The following is a 17,111-nucleotide window of genomic DNA, read 5'->3' on the forward strand; positions in this document are numbered from 1 at the left end:
GAGCCGCGGGGCGGGGTGGCGTGGGAAGACACGGGTGTCCTTGGGGTCGTCGCGTGCGGTGAGGGGACGTCGCCTGCCACCCGACGTCGCGCACCAGTGTAGTGCGGCGTTCGAAACTCGCGGGTCCGGTGCCGCTCGGAGCACAATGTGGAGCATGAGCGAAACCACACGCAACCAACCGCCCGTCGCCATGACCGTCGCGGGCTCCGAGGCCACCGGCGGCGCTGGCGCCCTGGCCGACATCAAGACCTTCACGTCCCTGGGGGTCTTCGGCTCCCTCGCGCTGACGTGCATCGTCGCGTTCGACCCCGAGAACGAGTGGGGCCACCGCGTGACCCCCGTGGACCAGCAGACCCTGGCGAACCAGCTGCAGACCATCACCGCGGCCTACGACCTGGACGCCGTGAAGATCGGGATGCTCGGGCACCCGGACACCATCCGCACCGTGGCCACGGCCATGAAGGAGCTCGAGCCCCGCCATCTGGTGCTGGATCCCGTGCTGATCTGCAAGGGCCAGGAGCCGGGTGCCGCGCTGGACACGGACCAGGCGCTGAAGGCGGAGGTGCTGCCGCTGGCCACGTTCGTGACCCCCAACCACTTCGAGTCCCTGTCCCTGTCCGGGATGGAGTCCATCGACTCGGTGGAGGACCTCAAGGAGGCCGCCAAGCGCATCCACGACTCCTCCGGCGCGGCCGTGCTCGCCAAGGGTGGCGTGCGACTGGCCGGGGCGGAGGCCGTGGACGTGTTCTACGACGGCTCCACGCTCGAGGTCCTCACCGAGCCCAAGGTGGGCGAGGTGCCCGTGTCCGGCGCGGGCTGCTCGCTCGCGGCGGCCGTCACGGCGGAGCTCGCCAAGGGGGCCACCCCGCTCGACGCCGCCCGCACCGCCAAGAGCTTCGTCACCGCTGGCATCCGGCACCGCCTGGGATCGCACCTGCCGTTCGACTCCCTGTGGCAGGGCGGATACGCCGCTGAGGCATAGCCGGACAGCGCCACCGAGGTTCCTGGGAGCCTTCGGGGAATGCCCTGTTCTGCGGGGCATTCCCCGATCCCATGGGGTGGAATGGACATCGAACCCGCACGAGTGGTCAGCGAGACCCGATTTTGCTGACAGAACAAGGTAAGGTGTCGTCATGCCTCGCATCACAGCTCCCAGCAACGCCGCTCAGCGCGAGCGGACCCAGCGCGCCATCCTCGACGCGTTCGGCGAGCTGCTGTACAGCAACGGGCTCACGGACCTGACGATGACCCGCGTGGCCAAGACCGCCGGTGTGGGCCGCACCGCGGTCTACAACTACTTCGCAGACATGGGTGAGCTGCTCGTGGCCTACGCCCTGGACAAGACCGAGCGCTTCGTCGCGGACCTCAACCGGGATCTCTCGGCCACCGAGAACCCCGTGGACCAGCTGGGCGTCTACATCCAGCACCAGATCGAGGACCTCAGCCGCCGCCACCTGCCCCCCGGCCAGGCCATGCGCACCGTGCTCTCCCCCGAGGACTTCGCCAAGCTCGGCGAGCACGTGCAGAAGCTGCAGGGCGTGCTCGCGGGAATCCTGCGGCGCGCCATGGACGAGGGCTACCTGCCCGAGGGGGACACCCACGAGCTGTCCCAGCTGGTGCACGGCTCCCTGACCTCCACCGCGGACCGCACCACCTCCGTGGAGAGCTCTCGGGCCCAGCAGGAGCGCACGATGGCCGCCGTCCGCTTCATCCAGCGCGGCTTGGGCGCCCAGTTCGACGCCCAGATGCACCCCGTCCGGCTGCCCCAGCAGCCCCCGCGGCTGAGCGCGGTGTCCTGATCCCCGGCCCCTGCGAGAGGCCCCGCACCACACCGGTGCGGGGGCCTTCCCCGTTGGTGCTCCTCCCGGGACTCGTTCTGGCGCCCGACGGACCGCCCCGCCGCCACCTTTCGGCGCAGGTGCTTGCGCCTCGTGGCGGGCCCGGTGTCTCACGCTCGACACGCACCGAAACTTCACGCTGCGGTCATGACCTGGACCGATGCAGCTCCTACTCTCGTGCGCACCAGTTCCGACACAGGGAGCAGTCATGAAGAACTCACTCACCGCCCTGGCAGCCACCTGCCTCGTTCTCCCCCTCGCGTGCGCCACCCCCGCGCTCGCCTCCCCCGCCGTGCCGGCGTCCGCCACGGCGGCGACCTCCGGGGCGGCGACCTCCGGGGCCGCGGCGGCGACAGCGGCGGCGTCGTCCGCGAACGGCCAGCAGGGGCAGAAGGCCCAGCAGGGGAACTCGCCGCTGCGCGTGGCCACGTACAACGCGTCCCTGAACCGCGGCGCGGAGGGGCAGCTGCTCCGTGATCTCAGCACGCCGGACAACGAGCAGGCCCAGAACATCGCGGAGGTCATCCAGATCAACGCGCCGGACGTGGTGCTGGTCAACGAGTTCGACCACGTACCGGGCGGAAGGGCCGCCGAGGCGTTCCGTGACAACTACCTGTCCGTGAGCCAGAACGGCAAGGCGCCCCAGGACTACCCGTACTACTACACGGCCCCCGTGAACACGGGTGTGCCCTCCGGAATGGACCTGGACCAGAACGGCTCCGTGGGCGGGCCCGGTGACGCGTGGGGCTTCGGCCAGTTCCCCGGCCAGTACGGCATGGTCGTCTACTCCAAGTACCCGATCGACCGGGAGCAGGTGCGCACGTTCCAGAACTTCCGCTGGCAGGACATGCCCGGCAACGAGATGCCCACGTCCTACTACACTCCGGAGCATCAGAGGAAGCTGCGGCTGTCCTCCAAGTCCCACTGGGACGTCCCCGTGCGGGTGGGGCACCAGACCGTCCACGTGCTCGCGGCCCACCCCACCCCGCCGAGCTTCGACGGCCCCGAGGACCGCAACGGCCGCCGCAACAACGACGAGATTCGCTTCTGGTCCGACTACGTGGGCTCCCCGTCCCGGTCGCGCTACATCTACGACGACGCCGGGGCGCGCGGCGGCCTCACACCCGGCGAGCGCTTCGTGGTCCTGGGCGACTACAACTCGGACCCGAACGACGGCGACTCCTACCCCGGTGCGATCGACCAGCTCCTGGACAGCTCCCGGGTCCGCGATCCGCGCCCCACCTCAGCCGGAGCTGTGCAGGCGGCCGCTCTGCAGGGTGGCGCCAACCGCACCCACGTCTCCGATCCCGCGTACGACACCGGGGACTTCTCCGACACCCCCGCCCCGGGCAACCTGCGGACGGACTACGTGCTGCCCTCCAAGAACCTCCAGGCGTGCCGGAGCGGGGTGTTCTGGCCGAAGCTCGGCGAACCCGGTTCGGAGCTCACGAGCGACCCCGCAGCGACCACCGACCACCACCTCGTGTGGGTAGACGTGAAGGTCCCCGGCAAGCACTGACCTGTTCCGGCTGGTGGCCGGGCTGCCGGGGCGGGGGCTTCCCGCAATCCGGCCACCTAGACCACCGGCCCCGTGCTCATTGCTCCCGCCCGGTGACCGTACCGGCCTGCGGGAGAACCGCGCATCGGCCACCCCGCGGAACGACGACGCCGCAGGTCACTCCCGCGGCGATCTGCGGCTCGTCCCCCGCTGCGCTTTCACGCTGGCGCGCCGTGTCCGCCGGAACGCGAGATCGTCCACCGTGGCCCTCAGCGCCAGACGTGCGCCGCGGATCCGTGAGCGCGCGGCCACCCGCAGTGCCAGCCGGTCCCGGAGGGTGAGGGGCGGAGCAGCGGCCAGCTCGGCGGCTTCCCGTTCCAGGTCCTCCGGGGCGAGGATGGTGGAGCCGCCGGACCAGGTGACCAGGCTGGGACGAGTGAGAGCGACGTCCCACCCGCACAGCTCCTGGAACGCGGGCCAGGCATCGGCCACATGCTCCAGCTTCTCGCCCGGCAAGGACCTTACGTAGTCGTCGAAGGCCCTCGCGGCCCGGCGCGTGATCGCGTACAGCCCCGCGCAGTCCCCGTGGCCCGCATACCGGCCGACGCGGTAGAGCCGCCGTTTCCCGCGCAGCACCCGTGAGAGCCAGGACACCTGGGACATGGCCGTGATCCGACGCCGCACCACGGTGCGCCGGTGCCGGGTCCACCCATCACCGAGCACCACGACGTCGTGCCCCAGGGGGGACTGGAGAAGGGTGCGCCCCACACGCGCGAAGTCCTCGGTGAACCTGGCATCGTCCTCCGCAACGAGCAGGACATCCGAGTCCGCACCAGCCTCGGCGGCGAAGTCCCGGATCACCCGGGCGTGGCTGATGGCGCAGCCGATCTCCGCTGGAACCGGGGCGCGCCCGTAGTGCTCGGCGAACCGCGCCGCGTCGAAGTACGGGGTCCAGTCCTGGGTGGCGCCGTGGAACGCCTCCGCCACCTCGAACACGCCGGCCAGCGGCTGCGCGAAGAAGCCCCGCCTGCGGCCGCTGCCGGGCAGGCTGACCACCGCCGCGCGGGCCACGGGAAGAGCTGAATCCACCATGCGCGAAGAATACCCGTGCGTCAGGGGCCGAGCGGGTGCTCCCCCAGTGCCCCCGGTCGTGCGCGGCAGCCCGTCCCTGGGAACCAGGGAACCAGGGAGCCAGGGAGCCAGGGAGCCAGGGAGCAGCGTGATGCACCTCACGGAGAGTTCACTTTCCCGTCATGACCTGGTCTCTTGCTCTTCCTACGCTCGCTGGCAGCAGTGCTGGACCGAAAGAACCGGTCGCCCCCTCTCGATCGTTCACCCCGTCGGCACCACTTCCACAGCCCATGCCCAGGAGATCACCGTGCAGACACCCCACTCCGCCACCCCCGCCAGCGCCGTGCGCCGTGGCGCGCTGGCCATCTCGCTCAGCGCCGCGCTGCTCACCACGGGACTCGGTGCCGCCCCCGCCTTGGCCGCGCCGAGCACCACGAGCATTGCCGCCATCCAGGGGACCGGTGAGAGCACTCCCCTGGCGGGCCAGACCGTCACCACGGAACCCGCGGTGGTCACCGCGGTGTACCCGCCAGGACCCGGGTCCCTCGGCGGATTCGTGATCCAGACGCCGGGCTCCGGAGGGACGATCACCGGGACCACGGCCTCCACCGGGCTGTTCGTCTACACCGGGCAGGCGCCCGTGACCGTGCAGAAGGGCGATGCCGTGCAGGTCACCGGAACCGCCGGCGAGTACAAGGGCCTCACGCAGCTCTCGGGAAACGTGAGCGTCAAGAAGGTCGTCAAGAAGGTGGCACCCGTCAAGCCGGTCACCACCGACTGGGCCTCCACCACCTCCTACCGGGAGAACCTGGAGTCCATGGTGTACCAGCCCCGGGAGAACTTCCGGGTGGCGGACACCTACGGTGTGGGTCGCTACGGGGAGCTCGGCCTCTCGGCGGGCTCGGCGCTCCCAGCCCAGCCCACCGACGTCGCCCTGCCCCGCAGCCCCGAAGCGGAGGCGCAGGCCGCGCGCAACGACGCCATCTCGGTGACCCTGGACGACGGCACCAACCGGGGCTTCGCCGCGAGCCCCCAGCAGGAGGCGCGCACCGTCCCGTACCTGGATCCCCAGAACCCCGTGGAAGTGGGCGACCGCGCGAAGATCACTGCTCCCGTGATCGTGGACTATCGGCACGACTCCTGGCGGTTCCAGCCCACGTCCGAGATCACCCGGGGCACTGAGCCCGCCCGCTTCACCACCGCCTCCGACAAGACCCCGCGCGTGGGAGGTCAGATCTCCGTGGCCTCGTTCAACGTGCTGAACTACTTCACCACCACGGGACAGCAGAAGAAGTGCAAGGGCGGCAACTACTCCACCGACGGCACCTACAACGTGGCCCAGGGCTGCGACGTCCGCGGCGCCTACGACGCGGCGGACCTCCAGCGCCAGCAGGCCAAGACCGTGGCGGCAATCAACCAGCTGGACGCCTCCGTGGTGGGTCTCATGGAGATCGAGAACTCCGCCAAGCTGGGTGAAGAACCGAACGAGGCGCTCGCCGCCCTGGTGGGCGCGCTCAACGGTGCGGCCGGCTACGAGAAGTGGGCCATCGCCCCCGTGGACGCCTCCCAGCTGCAGCCGGTGGCGGACCAGGACTTCATCACCAACGCGATCATCTACCAGCCCGCCGAGGCGAGCCTGATGGGTGAGGCCCAGGCGCTCGGCACTGAGGCGGGCGCCGGCGGGGCCTTCGAGAACGCCCGGACCCCGCTGGCGGCGTCCTTCACCGCCACGCAGGGCAAGGGTCGCGGCTCCAACGACCCGATCACCGTGGTGGTCAACCACTTCAAGTCCAAGGGCTCCGGACCCAAGAACGGCCCCAACGCGGACGCCGGGGACGGGCAGGGTGCCTGGAACGCGGCCCGGGTGGCCCAGGCCGAGGCGCTGGTGGACTGGATCCCGGAGCTCACGGACCGCGCCGGATCCGAGGACGTGGCCCTGCTGGGCGACTTCAACTCCTACACGCAGGAGGACCCCATGCAGGTCCTCTACTCGGCCGGCTTCGTCTCCGCACCCGCGGCCGCCGAGCACACCTACGTGTACGGCGGGCAGGTGGGCTCCCTGGACCACCTCCTGGTCTCGCGAAGCCTGCAGCAGCGCACCACGGGCGCGGACGTGTGGAACGTCAACTCCGGTCAGTCGCCCCTGTTGCAGTACGCCCAGTACCGCACCACCGCGCTGGACTACTACCGCCCCGACGCTGCCGCCTCCTCGGACCACGACCCGGCCATCGCCGGGTTCCGGGCGGGCCGGTAGCAGCTCCCCCAGACGACGTGCCCCTGTGGCCGCCACCTGGCGGTCGCAGGGGCACTGTCACGCCCCCGCAGTCCGCACGGTCGGGTCGTGAGGTTTTTCCATGAGCAATCATGCGTAATTTTCACTCGCGAACCCACGGTCCGCCGTGGGCGGGGCTACGATCCTGCTGTTCTGATCACCCTCGGGCGCAGGAACGGATCGGCCGGGCTGTCGGTCACCGAGCACTGCAGAATCCCCAGTGCGCCCCCTCTGCAAAGGACCCACCATGGTCACCGCCGCGCCCCTGCGCCGTTCCGTCGCCGCCACCGTCCTCGCACTCGCCCTGGCCGCGGGTCTCTCCGTGGCCGACGCCGCGCCCGCCGAAGCCGCGAGCTCCGCCAAGCCGTGCACCGCAAGTGTCTCCGTCAAGAACCCCCGCCAGTGGACCACCACGGTGGTGAACGTGTCCCGCGTGGGCGCCAACGCCAAGGTGACCACCCGCGCGAAGTACAAGACCACAACCAACACCAAGCAGGCCAAGGCCTCCGCCCGCGGCACCGCCGCAGTGAAGTACCCGATCGCCGGGGCAACCCCAGGCCGCACGGTCTGGGTGGATGTCACCGCCGTCTCCGGCAAGACCACGTGGAAGTGCTCCACCTCGTTCACGCCTCGCCACAAGTAGTTCCCGTCCTGGCTGCGGGGCCCGTGGCCGCCGCAGCCAGAGAGGTTTTCGGACCGGCACAGCGATTCCTCGGGTGCGCCACGTCGGCGCCGGGGCGGCATGAAAAGGCCGCAGGTCCTACCAGGACCTGCGGCTCCGAATGACATGAGCCGCGACAACGTGAACGTTGTCGCGGCTCATGTCTGCTGCGGAGGATGGGGGATTTGAACCCCCGAGGGCGTTAACCCAACACGCGTTCCAGGCGTGCGCCATAGGCCGCTAGGCGAATCCTCCAGGCACGCACGTGTTCCGCTCTCGCGGGGCACGTGCGGCAATCAGCATAGCCGAACTCCCGTCCAGCGCGCGAATCCGCACCCGCCTGGGCGTGGAGGACGCGGAGGATGGCCGGTTCGAACTCGGCGCGCGCTTGGGCTAAAGTAGTGACCAGCCCCTCGTGTGGCGCCATCTCGTAAAACTCCCCCAGGGCCGGAAGGCAGCAAGGGTATACGGGCTCTGGCGGGTGCACGGGGGGTCTTCACGTTCCTGGCTCCCCATGCGTGCGCGCCCCCTGAGGGCGTCTGCGACCCCCGCTAGAGTCTTGTCTGTGACTACCGCCCTGTACCGCCGCTACCGCCCGGAGACCTTCGAGGACGTCATCGGTCAGGAGCATGTGACCGAGCCGCTGATGACCGCGCTGCGCAAGAACAGGGTCAACCACGCCTACCTCTTCTCCGGCCCCCGGGGCTGTGGCAAGACCACGTCCGCCCGCATCCTCGCCCGCTGCCTGAACTGCGCCGAGGGGCCCACGGCCACCCCGTGCGGACGGTGCGAGTCCTGCCAGGACCTGGCCCGGGACGGTGCCGGCTCGCTGGACGTCATCGAGATGGACGCCGCCTCCCACGGCGGCGTGGACCACGCGCGTGACCTCCGGGAGCGCGCCACGTTCGCACCCGTACGGGACCGCTACAAGATCTTCATCATCGACGAGGCCCACATGGTCACGCGCGAGGGCTTCAACGCGCTGCTGAAGATCGTGGAGGAGCCGCCGGAGCACGTGAAGTTCATCTTCGCCACCACGGAACCCTCCAAGGTGCTCACCACCATCCGCTCCCGCACGCACCACTACCCCTTCCGGCTGGTGCCGCCCGAGCCCCTCATGCGTTACCTCGAGCAGCTGTGCCAGGAGGAGGGCGTCACCACCGAACCCGGTGTGCTCTCCCTGGTGGTGCGCGCCGGTGGCGGGTCCGTGCGCGACTCGCTGTCCGTCCTGGACCAGCTCATGGCGGGCTCGGACGAGCGCGGGCTCACCTACGACCTCGCGGTCGCCCTGCTCGGCTACACCCACGCGGCTCTGCTGGACGACGTCGTTGACGCCTTCGCCGCCGGGGACGCCGCCACGGTGTTCTCCTCCGTGGACCGCGTGATCCAGACCGGGCAGGACCCGCGCCGCTTCGTGGAGGACCTCCTCGAGCGCTTCCGGGACCTCGTGGTGGTCAACGCCGTCCCGGATTCTGCCGCCAACATCCTGCACGGTATGCCCACGGACCAGATCAACCGCCTGCGCAACCAGGCCACCCAGCTGGGCGCCGCAGAACTCTCCCGCTCCGCGGACATCACCAACGAGGCGCTCAACGAGATGACGGGGGCCACCTCCCCGCAGCTGCACCTGGAGCTGCTGTGCGCCCGCATCCTGCTGCCCTCCGCGGACGACACCACCCGCGGCATCACCTCCCGCGTGGACCGGCTGGAGCGGCGCCTCAGCATCCCGCGGGGCGCCGGGATCCGGCAGGGCGGCCAGGAGGTGCCCGCTGCATCGGGAACGGTGGAGCAGAGCGACGCGCCCGCAGCTCACGCACCCGGTGCTCCCGAGATCGCACCCGTGGCCCCCGACGCGTCGTCGGACCCCGACTCCTCTGCGGTCCCCGCCCGTGAGCCCTCGGACCCGACGCCGTCCGGGCCCGTCCGGCAGGACGGCTCGGAACCGGACCGCTCCGCCATGACCACACCGGACATCGCCGAGCCCTCGATCCCCGAGGACGAGGCGGAGGATCCGCAGGGCAGCGAGCACCCCGCCGCCGGCGAACCGGTCCCGGAAGGGGCCCGCGGCCCCCAGGGAAGTCACCCGCCCGCAGACGGCACCACGTCCGCTCCCGAAGCCGCAGCACAGAACAACGTGTCCGACCAGCCCCGCCCCGGGCGTGAACGCGGTGGATCCGCCACCGGTCGTCCCGCCGGTCGAGACACCGCAGCAGCACAGGGACATCAGGCTGCTGCTTCTCAGCACGCCGAGCACTCCGGCGGGAGCGACTCCGGCGGGGGCGACGCCGCCGCCAGTGACGTCACGAGCGGCGAGCTGGAGCTGCTGCGATCCTCCTGGCCGGAAATCGTGTCCGCGCTCGCGGAGATCCGGCGTGTGGCCTGGGCCATCACGGTGCGCGGCACCCCCATCTCCTACGAGAGCTCCACGCTGCGCATCGCCTTCGAGGGTGACGGCGACATCATGAACTTCCCCCGCTTCGAGGCAGACGTCCGCGCTGCCATCCAGAACGTGGTGGGTCTGGAGTGCGCGGTCGAGGCTGTGCGTCCCGGGGACACGAGGGGCCAGGGCGGCGGCGCAGACGGACCGTCTGCCGGCCCCGGGAAGGGCCCTGGTGGGCGAGGTCCAGCACCCCGCGCCCCTCGCGGCCCCTCTGCCACGGCCCCGTCGTCCCCCCAGGAGCAGCCGGACTACTTCCGGGAGCCGGAGGGCTTCGGAGTCAACCGACGACGGCAGGCGCCGTCCTCCGATGAAGCGGGCCCCGGGTCCCCGCAGGGATCGTCCGCGCCACCGTCCCGGGAGGGGGCCGGTGGGCAGCCAGCCTCACAGGAGCCGCAGCCGCGCCGATCGCGCGGCTCCGACACCGCACCACCGGAGGACGACGAACCGGTCACCTCGTGGTCCGTGGCCGCGATCCCCCAGCCGGGCACCGAGACCGGAGAGAGCCGAGCGAGCTCCGAGTCACAGGGCACCCAGGCACCCCGGGAGCCCGGCCCCGCAGACACCGCGTCTTCCTCGGCGCCGCCGGTCGACCGGACGTCCGGGGCAGCCGGGGATCCCGGCACCGCCACAGGCCCCGATCCCCGGCCCGGAAACCCGGCACCGGACGGCTCCGGTTCCCCCACCGGTGAGCCCCTCGCCCGTGACGGTCGTGGGCGCCGCGCACCGGGCGCCGCGGCCATGGACGGGCCCCAGGGAAACGAGCAGGCAACCGGTTCCGAGAGCGGCGCGGCGAGGTCTGCTCACGTCCCCGACCCTCGGAACGGCGGCTCCGCAGTGGGAACCCAGGACGACGACGCACTGCGGCCCAGCCCTCACGCTGGGAGCCGGCAGGACCACGGCCCGTCGACCACGCTTTCTCACCGCCCCTCCGCCGACCGCGGTCCCGAGTACTGGAGCCCCGAAGAACCGCCCCCTCCACCGGAGGACGAACCCCCGGCGGACATGTACGACGAGCCGAACCCGTCGGCGTCACCGGCCTCTGCGTCTGCCGCACCCTCCAAGGCCGCGGAGAGCTCCCCGGGCAGCACGGGCGGCCCGGGAACCCCGCGTCGCGGCTGGCGCGAGCGCCACGCGGCAGCCATCGCGGCAGCCAGCGGAGGATCCGCGAAGATCGCGCCGCCCAGCACCCGCAGCCCCGGCGTGGACGACGAGAACTTCGTCCCGGGCGCGGACGACGAATCCCTGGAGGACTCGTCCCTGTACGGAAAAGCCGCGATCGAACGCATCCTGGGTGGGATGCTCATCGACGAGCGGGCGCACGACGCGAGCCAGTGACCCGGCGCGCCGCGACGGCCCGCCCGGCACGACAGGACGCCACAGCGTGCCGCGCACCGAGCCGCAGGGCCGCGTAGCCGCCCTCCCGCGACACTGCCCCACCGCGACACCGCACCACCGTGCGGTGACCCGCCGGCCCGCGGCTCCGGCCACCACCATCTTCCCGAAGGAGCACCGTGTACGAAGGACCGGTCCAAGACCTCATCGACGAGCTGGGGCGCCTGCCCGGCGTGGGCCCCAAGTCCGCGCAGCGCATCGCGTTCCACCTGCTGGACGCGGACAAGGACGAGGTCCAGCAGCTCGTGGACGCCATCTCCACGGTGAAGACCTCCGTGTCCTTCTGCGTGATCTGCGGCAACGTGACCGAGCAGGAGGAGTGCGCCATCTGCCGGGACGCCCGCCGGGACCGCAGTGTGATCTGCGTGGTGGAGGAGTCCAAGGACGTGATGGCCATTGAGCGCACCCGCAGCTACCGCGGGCTCTACCACGTGCTGGGCGGCGCCATCTCCCCGCTGCAGGGAGTGGGCCCGGACCAGCTGCGCATCCGGGAGCTGATGACCCGGCTGTCGGACGAGACGGTGCAGGAGATCGTCCTGGCCACGGATCCCAACCTCGAGGGCGAGGCCACGGCCACGTACCTGTCCCGGCTGCTGAAGACCCTGGGCATCCGGGTCACCAGGCTGGCCTCCGGGCTGCCGGTGGGCGGTGACCTGGAGTACGCGGACGAGGTCACACTGGGCCGCGCGTTCGAGGGCCGCACGGTGGTCTCGGAGGCCACGTAGGGCAACGCGCTGGCCCGCCGGACGGTGCGCCTGCCTGCCCGGAACCGCCCCGTGATCCCGTGATCGGCTGTCCCCCGAACCAGTAGCATGGAGCAGAATCCCCGAGACCGCCCGCCCGCACAGGGCAGGTGCCCGTCCGCGAGAGGAATGCATGAGCCTCATTGTCCAGAAGTTCGGCGGCTCGTCGGTCGCCGATGCCGACGGCGTCCGCAGGGTCGCCCGGCGAGTGGCCGAGACCCGCAACGCCGGCAACCAGGTGGTCGTGGTCGTCTCCGCCATGGGCGACACCACCGACGACCTCCTGGACCTCGCCAACGAGGTGGCCCGCAAGCCACCCGCCCGCGAGCTGGACATGCTGCTGACCTCCGGCGAGCGGATCTCCATGGCGCTGCTGGCCATGGCCATCTCGGACCTCGGGGTCCCGGCGCAGTCCTTCACGGGCTCCCAGGCGGGCATGATCACGGACGGCGCCCACGGTGCGGCCAAGCTCGTGGAGGTCAGCCCGCTGCGGGTTCAGGAGGCGCTGGACAACGACAACGTGGCGATCATCGCGGGCTTCCAGGGCATGAACCGCTCGTCCAAGGACATCACCACGCTCGGCCGTGGCGGCTCGGACACCACCGCCGTGGCGCTGGCCGCAGCCCTGAAGGCGGACGTGTGCGAGATCTACTCGGACGTGGACGGCGTGTACTCCGCGGATCCGCGCATCGTGCCCTCGGCCCAGAAGCTGGACCGGGTCTCCTCGGAGGAGATGCTGGAACTGGCGGCGAACGGCGCCAAGATCCTGCACCTGCGCTGCGTGGAGTACGCCCGCCGCTTCAACGTCCCGCTGCACGTCCGCTCGTCCTTCACCCACAACGAGGGCACCTGGGTCCTGCCCAGCCCCGACGAGATCCTCACTCCCCAGAAGGAGATCCCCTTGGAACAGCCGCTGATCGCCGGTATCGCTCATGATCGCAGCCAGGCCAAGATCACGATCGTGGGCGCGCCGGACCACCCGGGCATCGCCTCACGGATCTTCCGCCTGCTCGCGGACTCCGAGGTGTACGTGGACATGATCGTGCAGAACGTCTCCACCGGCGAGCACCCCCTCACGGACGTGTCCTTCACCCTGGACGAGTCCCAGGGCACGCTGGCCATGAACCTGCTGCGCGCCGCCGAGGAGAAGATCGGCTACACCCGCCTGGACTACAACAGCGAGGTGGGCAAACTGTCGCTGGTGGGGGCGGGCATGAAGACGAACACGGGCGTGGCCTTCCAGTTCTTCCAGGCGCTCGCGGACGCGAACATCAACGTGGACATGATCTCCACGTCCGAGGTCCGCATCTCGATCGTGACCTCCGTGGGCAAGCTCGACGAGGCCGTGCGCGCCGTCCACACGGCCTTCGACCTGGACTCCAGCGAGGAAGCGACCGTCTACGGGGGCACGGGGCGCTGACCCCGGCGCACCTGCCATGACCACACGCCCCACGCCTGCCGAGGACCCACTGGCCCTGTCGAACCAGCTGTGCTTCTCCCTGTCCGTGGCCTCGCGCATGGTGGTGCACAGCTACCGTCCGGTCCTGGAGCCGCTGGGTCTGACCCACCCGCAGTACCTGGTGATGCTGGCCCTGTGGGACCGCCACCCGCGCACGGTCAAGGACCTGGGTGAGCACCTCATGCAGGATTCCGCCACGCTGTCCCCGCTCCTCAAGCGCCTGGAGGCCCGCGGGCTCATCACCCGGGAGCGGGATCCGGGCAACGAGCGGGCGCTCGCCGTGACCGTCACCCCGGAGGGCGCAGCGCTGCGGGAGCGTGCCGTGCAGGTCCCGGAGGAGATGATGCGCCGGCTGCGGGTCACCGCGGAACAGGTGCAGCGGCTCAACGAGGAGATGCACCTGCTGATCGCCACCGCACAGGAGAACGAGGAGGACGGCACCCGTGCGTGAGGTCCTCAGCCGGGAGCAGTGGACCCGGAGGGAACGGGCCCACCAGGACCGGGTCTCCCGCTGGACGGAGCCGTTCCTGGAGCGCCGTTCCCGCGGGGAGAAGCACCCCGTGGAGGACTTCCTCTTCACCTACTACACGCTCTCCCCCGCGCAGTTCACCCGCTGGCACCCGGGCCCCGGGGTCGTCCTGCTCGACGCCCCGGAGCGTGCGGACTGGAAGTTCTACCGCCCCGCCACCGCCGCGGAGCTGGCCGCCACCGTGGCTGTACGGGAGGCCGCGAGCGGCGTCGTCGTGGATGCGGACGCTTTCCTGGCCAAGCGGGAGACGGCGGTGAAGTTCACGCGCGAGATCCTGGCGAACACCGCGGCCAAGACCGGCACGTTCGACTGCTTCGGGCTGCACGAGTGGGCCATGGCCTACCGCGCGGACGAGAACGGAGTGCGCCACGAGAACGCGGCGCTGCGCCTGGGCGCGAGCGGCACCGATGCCGTGGTTGAGGGGCACCGGATCCGGTGCTCGCACTTCGACGCGTTCCGCTTCTTCCAGCCGCAGGCCGTGGAGCGCAACGAGCTGCAGCCCACGCGCGAGGCCCAGCGCACCATGGAGCAGCCGGGGTGCCTGCACGCGAGCATGGACCTCTACAAGTGGGCGTACAAGCTGCTGCCCGCGGTGGACTCGGAGCTGCTCGCGGACTGCTTCGAGCTCGCGTGGGACGTGCGCGTCACGGACATGGAGGCCTCCCCCTACGACCTCGCGGACTGGGGCTACGAGCCCGTGCGGATCGAGACCACCGAGGGCAAGGCCGAGTACGTGCGGCGGCAGCGCGCGTTCGCCGCACGCGGCACCGCGCTGCGGCAGCGCCTCGTCGCCGCCACGGACCGCATTCTGGCGGCCGCCGCGTGAGCTGGCAGCAGGTTCCCGACGCCGCCGCGGCCGCCAGCGCGCTCGCGGCCCCGTCCAGCGCGGTCCCGGTGCGCGTGGGGGACGCCGCCCTGGTCCTCACACGGGACGCGGCCGGAACCCTGCGGGCCCTGTCGAACGAGTGCCCGCACCAGGGCGCCACCGTGTGCCGCTCGGCGGAGCAGAGCGCCGATGCGCTGGAATGCCCCAACCACTACTGGGTCTTCGACCTCGCGGGCACGTTCCAGGGATCCCGGCTGGCCCTGGACATGGGCCGCACCGCGCCCCCGGACCCGGCCAAGAACCTGCCGGAGGTCCCGTGCCGGGAGGTGGCCGGTCTCGTCGAGGTGGACGTGTGAGCCCCTGCCCGGTTCAGTCCCGCGCCACGTACCGGTGCTCCGGGCGGCCCCTGCTGCCGTAGCGCAGCTCCAGCTGCACCGTGCCCCGCTGCACCATCTGGGACAGGTAGCGCTGGGCGGTGGCCCGGGAGATCCCCACGGCACGGGCCACGTCCATCACGGTGACCTCCCCGCCGTCGGCCACGGCATCCGCCACCGCGGACTCGGTGGCCGACGCCGCGGTGCCGGCCGGGGCGTCGTCGGCGCCGGTCATGGCACGCCGGGCGCGGTCGATCGCCGACTGGGACAGAGGCCCGGGGGCGTCGAGCTGGCGGCGGTACCGCGCGTAGGCCCGCAGCTTGGCCATGAGCACCTCCGGCTCGAACGGCTTGAGCAGGTACGCGAGCGCGCCGCGGCGGAACGCCGTGGCCACGGTGGCCCGCTCGGAGGCCGCGGAGAGCACGAACGCGTCCACGTCCACGGCCCGCAGCACATCCAGCCCGGAGCCCTGGGGAAAGTAGACGTCCACGAGGACGAGGTCCGGGGCGTGCTGCTCGACCGCCGCGGCCACGGCCCGCAGGTCGTGCACCGGTGGCAGCGCCTCGAAACCCGGCACGGAGTTCACGTAGCCCACGTGCAGGGCGGCCACGTGGAAGTCGTCGTCGATGATCAGGACTCTGAGGTCGCTCACGGGTTCTCCTCCGCGGTCGGGAATGTGGGTGGGGCACCGGCCAGCACGCCGGGCAGCCTGGCGGCGAACACGGCGCCGAGCCCGTCCGCCCCGCCACCCGGATCCGCGAGCCACACGTCCCCGCCCATGGTGCGGGCGAGCCGCCGGGACAGGCTGAGCCCCACCCCGTGGCCGTGCACCCCGGCCTCGGCGCCCGCGCGCGTGCTGACCCCGGAGGCGAAGATGTCCAGACCGGGTGCCACCCCGGCCCCGGAGTCGGCCACCGCGAGGTGCAGCGTGGAGCCCTCGCTGAGCAGGTCCACCTCCACCCAGCGATCGTCCGGCTCCGCCGGGGCCGCGTCGATCACCGCGGCCACGGCGTTGTCCACGAGGTTGCCGAGGATCGCGGTGACGTCCTGGGCCTCCACGAGCTGGCCCGCCAGGGCGGTCTCGAGCCCCACGCGCAGCTGCACCCCGCGCTCGTGGGCCTGCACGCCCTTGGCGCCGATGAACGCCCGCAGGAACGGTTCCTCCACCGCGGTGATGTTCTCCACCGGGTCCCGCACGGGTCCGGAGGCCATGATCTCGGCCACGTAGTCCCGCGCGTGCTCGTGCTCCCCGTTGCCCAGCAGCCCGGAGATGGTGTGCAGCCGGTTGGCGAACTCGTGGCGCTGCGCCCGCAGGGCGTCGGTCATCGCCTGCATGGCGGTGAGCCGGCTGCGCAGGTCCTCCATGGCCGTGAGGTCCCGCAGCAGCACCACCTGGCCCAGGTCCACCCCGTCCCGGTGCACGCTCTGCACCTGCGCCCGGATCGTGCGACGGGAGCTGTACAGGCGCACCACCACCTCACCGGACCCGCTCCCGGAGTGCTGCCGCGTGATCGCGTCCGTCAGCGCGGCGTCGAACCCCGCCTCGGTGTAGGGACGGCCGACGACGTCCGCGGCCTCCGCGCGCCGCGGCAGCTCGAGCATCACCCGGGCGGCCTTGTTGCGGATGCTGATCCGCCCGTCCGGGCCGATGCCGATCACCCCGTCCTCCACCCCGTAGAGCACGGCCTCCTGGTCCCGGACGAGCTGCGCCATCTCCTCGGGCTCCAGCCCCAGTGTGGTGCGCCGCAGCCAGCGCACCAGCAGGGCGGCGGCCCCCGCGGCGAGCGCGACGGCCAGCACCGCGATCACGAGGATGGAGGCAATTGCCCGCTGCAGCTGACCCGTGACGGCCGCGACGGGGACCCCCACGCTGACCTCCCCCACCACACGGTCCCCCTGGCGCACGGGCACCTTGGCGCGCACCGAGTCCCCCAGGGTGCCGGCGTCCCGGGACACGGACTCGTGGCCGCCCAGGGCGTCGGGGGCGGTGCTGACCCTCTGACCGAGA

Annotated in this window: 14 protein-coding genes, 1 tRNA gene and 1 other RNA gene; 12 read left to right on the forward strand and 4 right to left on the reverse strand. The window is 71.5% G+C overall.

Going from position 1 to position 17,111, the window contains the following annotated elements; all coding sequences use genetic code 11:
* Window positions 1-154: 154 nt before the first annotated feature.
* The 3 genes from QL985_RS00005 (at window position 155) to QL985_RS00015 (ending at window position 3,357) form a co-directional block, all read left to right on the forward strand.
* A complete protein-coding gene (locus QL985_RS00005) occupies window positions 155-982 on the forward strand; it encodes a hydroxymethylpyrimidine/phosphomethylpyrimidine kinase (protein ID WP_070637566.1) in 828 nt (275 codons plus the stop codon).
* 151 nt (window positions 983-1,133) lie between these two features.
* Entirely contained in the window at window positions 1,134-1,799 is a 666-nt protein-coding gene (locus QL985_RS00010; RefSeq protein ID WP_259905599.1) for a TetR/AcrR family transcriptional regulator, read from the forward strand.
* Window positions 1,800-2,046: 247 nt separating this feature from the next.
* Window positions 2,047-3,357, forward strand: a complete 1,311-nt coding sequence (locus tag QL985_RS00015; protein ID WP_259905601.1) for an endonuclease/exonuclease/phosphatase family protein — start codon at window positions 2,047-2,049, stop codon at window positions 3,355-3,357.
* 156 nt (window positions 3,358-3,513) lie between these two features.
* Here the strand turns inward: QL985_RS00015 and QL985_RS00020 are convergent, their stop codons facing one another.
* On the reverse strand, window positions 3,514-4,428 hold the full coding sequence (locus QL985_RS00020; protein WP_082019305.1) for a glycosyltransferase family 25 protein: 915 nt from the start codon (window positions 4,426-4,428) through the stop codon (window positions 3,514-3,516).
* A 286-nt stretch (window positions 4,429-4,714) separates the two neighbouring features.
* Between QL985_RS00020 and QL985_RS00025 the strand changes: the two genes are divergently transcribed.
* Window positions 4,715-6,661 (forward strand): ExeM/NucH family extracellular endonuclease, encoded by a 1,947-nt coding sequence (locus QL985_RS00025; RefSeq protein ID WP_070637005.1) that lies wholly within the window; start codon window positions 4,715-4,717, stop codon window positions 6,659-6,661.
* A 265-nt stretch (window positions 6,662-6,926) separates the two neighbouring features.
* A complete protein-coding gene (locus QL985_RS00030) occupies window positions 6,927-7,322 on the forward strand; it encodes a hypothetical protein (protein WP_259905604.1) in 396 nt (131 codons plus the stop codon).
* A 188-nt stretch (window positions 7,323-7,510) separates the two neighbouring features.
* Here QL985_RS00030 and QL985_RS00035 read toward each other — a convergent pair.
* A tRNA-Ser gene (locus QL985_RS00035) sits at window positions 7,511-7,595 on the reverse strand.
* A gap of 152 nt (window positions 7,596-7,747) precedes the next feature.
* Between QL985_RS00035 and ffs the strand changes: the two genes are divergently transcribed.
* The 7 genes from ffs (at window position 7,748) to QL985_RS00070 (ending at window position 15,085) form a co-directional block, all read left to right on the forward strand.
* Window positions 7,748-7,838: signal recognition particle sRNA small type (gene ffs, locus QL985_RS00040), an RNA gene on the forward strand.
* Window positions 7,839-7,905: 67 nt separating this feature from the next.
* Complete coding sequence (locus QL985_RS00045) at window positions 7,906-11,115, forward strand: DNA polymerase III subunit gamma and tau (RefSeq protein ID WP_259905605.1); 3,210 nt, start codon at window positions 7,906-7,908, stop codon at window positions 11,113-11,115.
* Window positions 11,116-11,291: 176 nt separating this feature from the next.
* Window positions 11,292-11,897, forward strand: a complete 606-nt coding sequence (recR, locus tag QL985_RS00050) for a recombination mediator RecR (protein ID WP_012397356.1) — start codon at window positions 11,292-11,294, stop codon at window positions 11,895-11,897.
* A gap of 151 nt (window positions 11,898-12,048) precedes the next feature.
* Window positions 12,049-13,335, forward strand: coding sequence for an aspartate kinase (locus QL985_RS00055; RefSeq protein ID WP_259905606.1), 1,287 nt, complete (start codon window positions 12,049-12,051; stop codon window positions 13,333-13,335).
* Window positions 13,336-13,351: 16 nt separating this feature from the next.
* Window positions 13,352-13,825 (forward strand): MarR family transcriptional regulator, encoded by a 474-nt coding sequence (locus QL985_RS00060; protein WP_039101637.1) that lies wholly within the window; start codon window positions 13,352-13,354, stop codon window positions 13,823-13,825.
* Window positions 13,818-14,729: a 3-methyladenine DNA glycosylase gene (locus QL985_RS00065; RefSeq protein ID WP_259905607.1), complete on the forward strand. Its 912-nt coding sequence runs from the start codon at window positions 13,818-13,820 to the stop codon at window positions 14,727-14,729. The genes QL985_RS00060 and QL985_RS00065 overlap by 8 nt, the downstream gene beginning before the upstream one ends.
* Window positions 14,726-15,085, forward strand: a complete 360-nt coding sequence (locus QL985_RS00070) for a Rieske 2Fe-2S domain-containing protein (protein ID WP_070637007.1) — start codon at window positions 14,726-14,728, stop codon at window positions 15,083-15,085. The genes QL985_RS00065 and QL985_RS00070 overlap by 4 nt, the downstream gene beginning before the upstream one ends.
* A 13-nt stretch (window positions 15,086-15,098) precedes the next feature.
* Here the strand turns inward: QL985_RS00070 and QL985_RS00075 are convergent, their stop codons facing one another.
* Together QL985_RS00075 and QL985_RS00080 are read right to left on the reverse strand one after the other, a co-directional pair.
* The gene (locus QL985_RS00075; protein WP_039101634.1) at window positions 15,099-15,755 is read right to left on the reverse strand and encodes a response regulator; all 657 of its coding nucleotides are present in this window, start codon (window positions 15,753-15,755) and stop codon (window positions 15,099-15,101) included.
* Window positions 15,752-17,111 (reverse strand): ATP-binding protein (locus tag QL985_RS00080; RefSeq protein ID WP_290147073.1); only part of this gene is annotated, 1,360 nt, incomplete at its 5' end. The genes QL985_RS00080 and QL985_RS00075, both read right to left, overlap by 4 nt.

Origin of the sequence: Kocuria sp. APC 4018 (genome assembly GCF_030407675.1) — a bacterium.
Classification (GTDB): domain Bacteria; phylum Actinomycetota; class Actinomycetes; order Actinomycetales; family Micrococcaceae; genus Kocuria; species Kocuria rhizophila.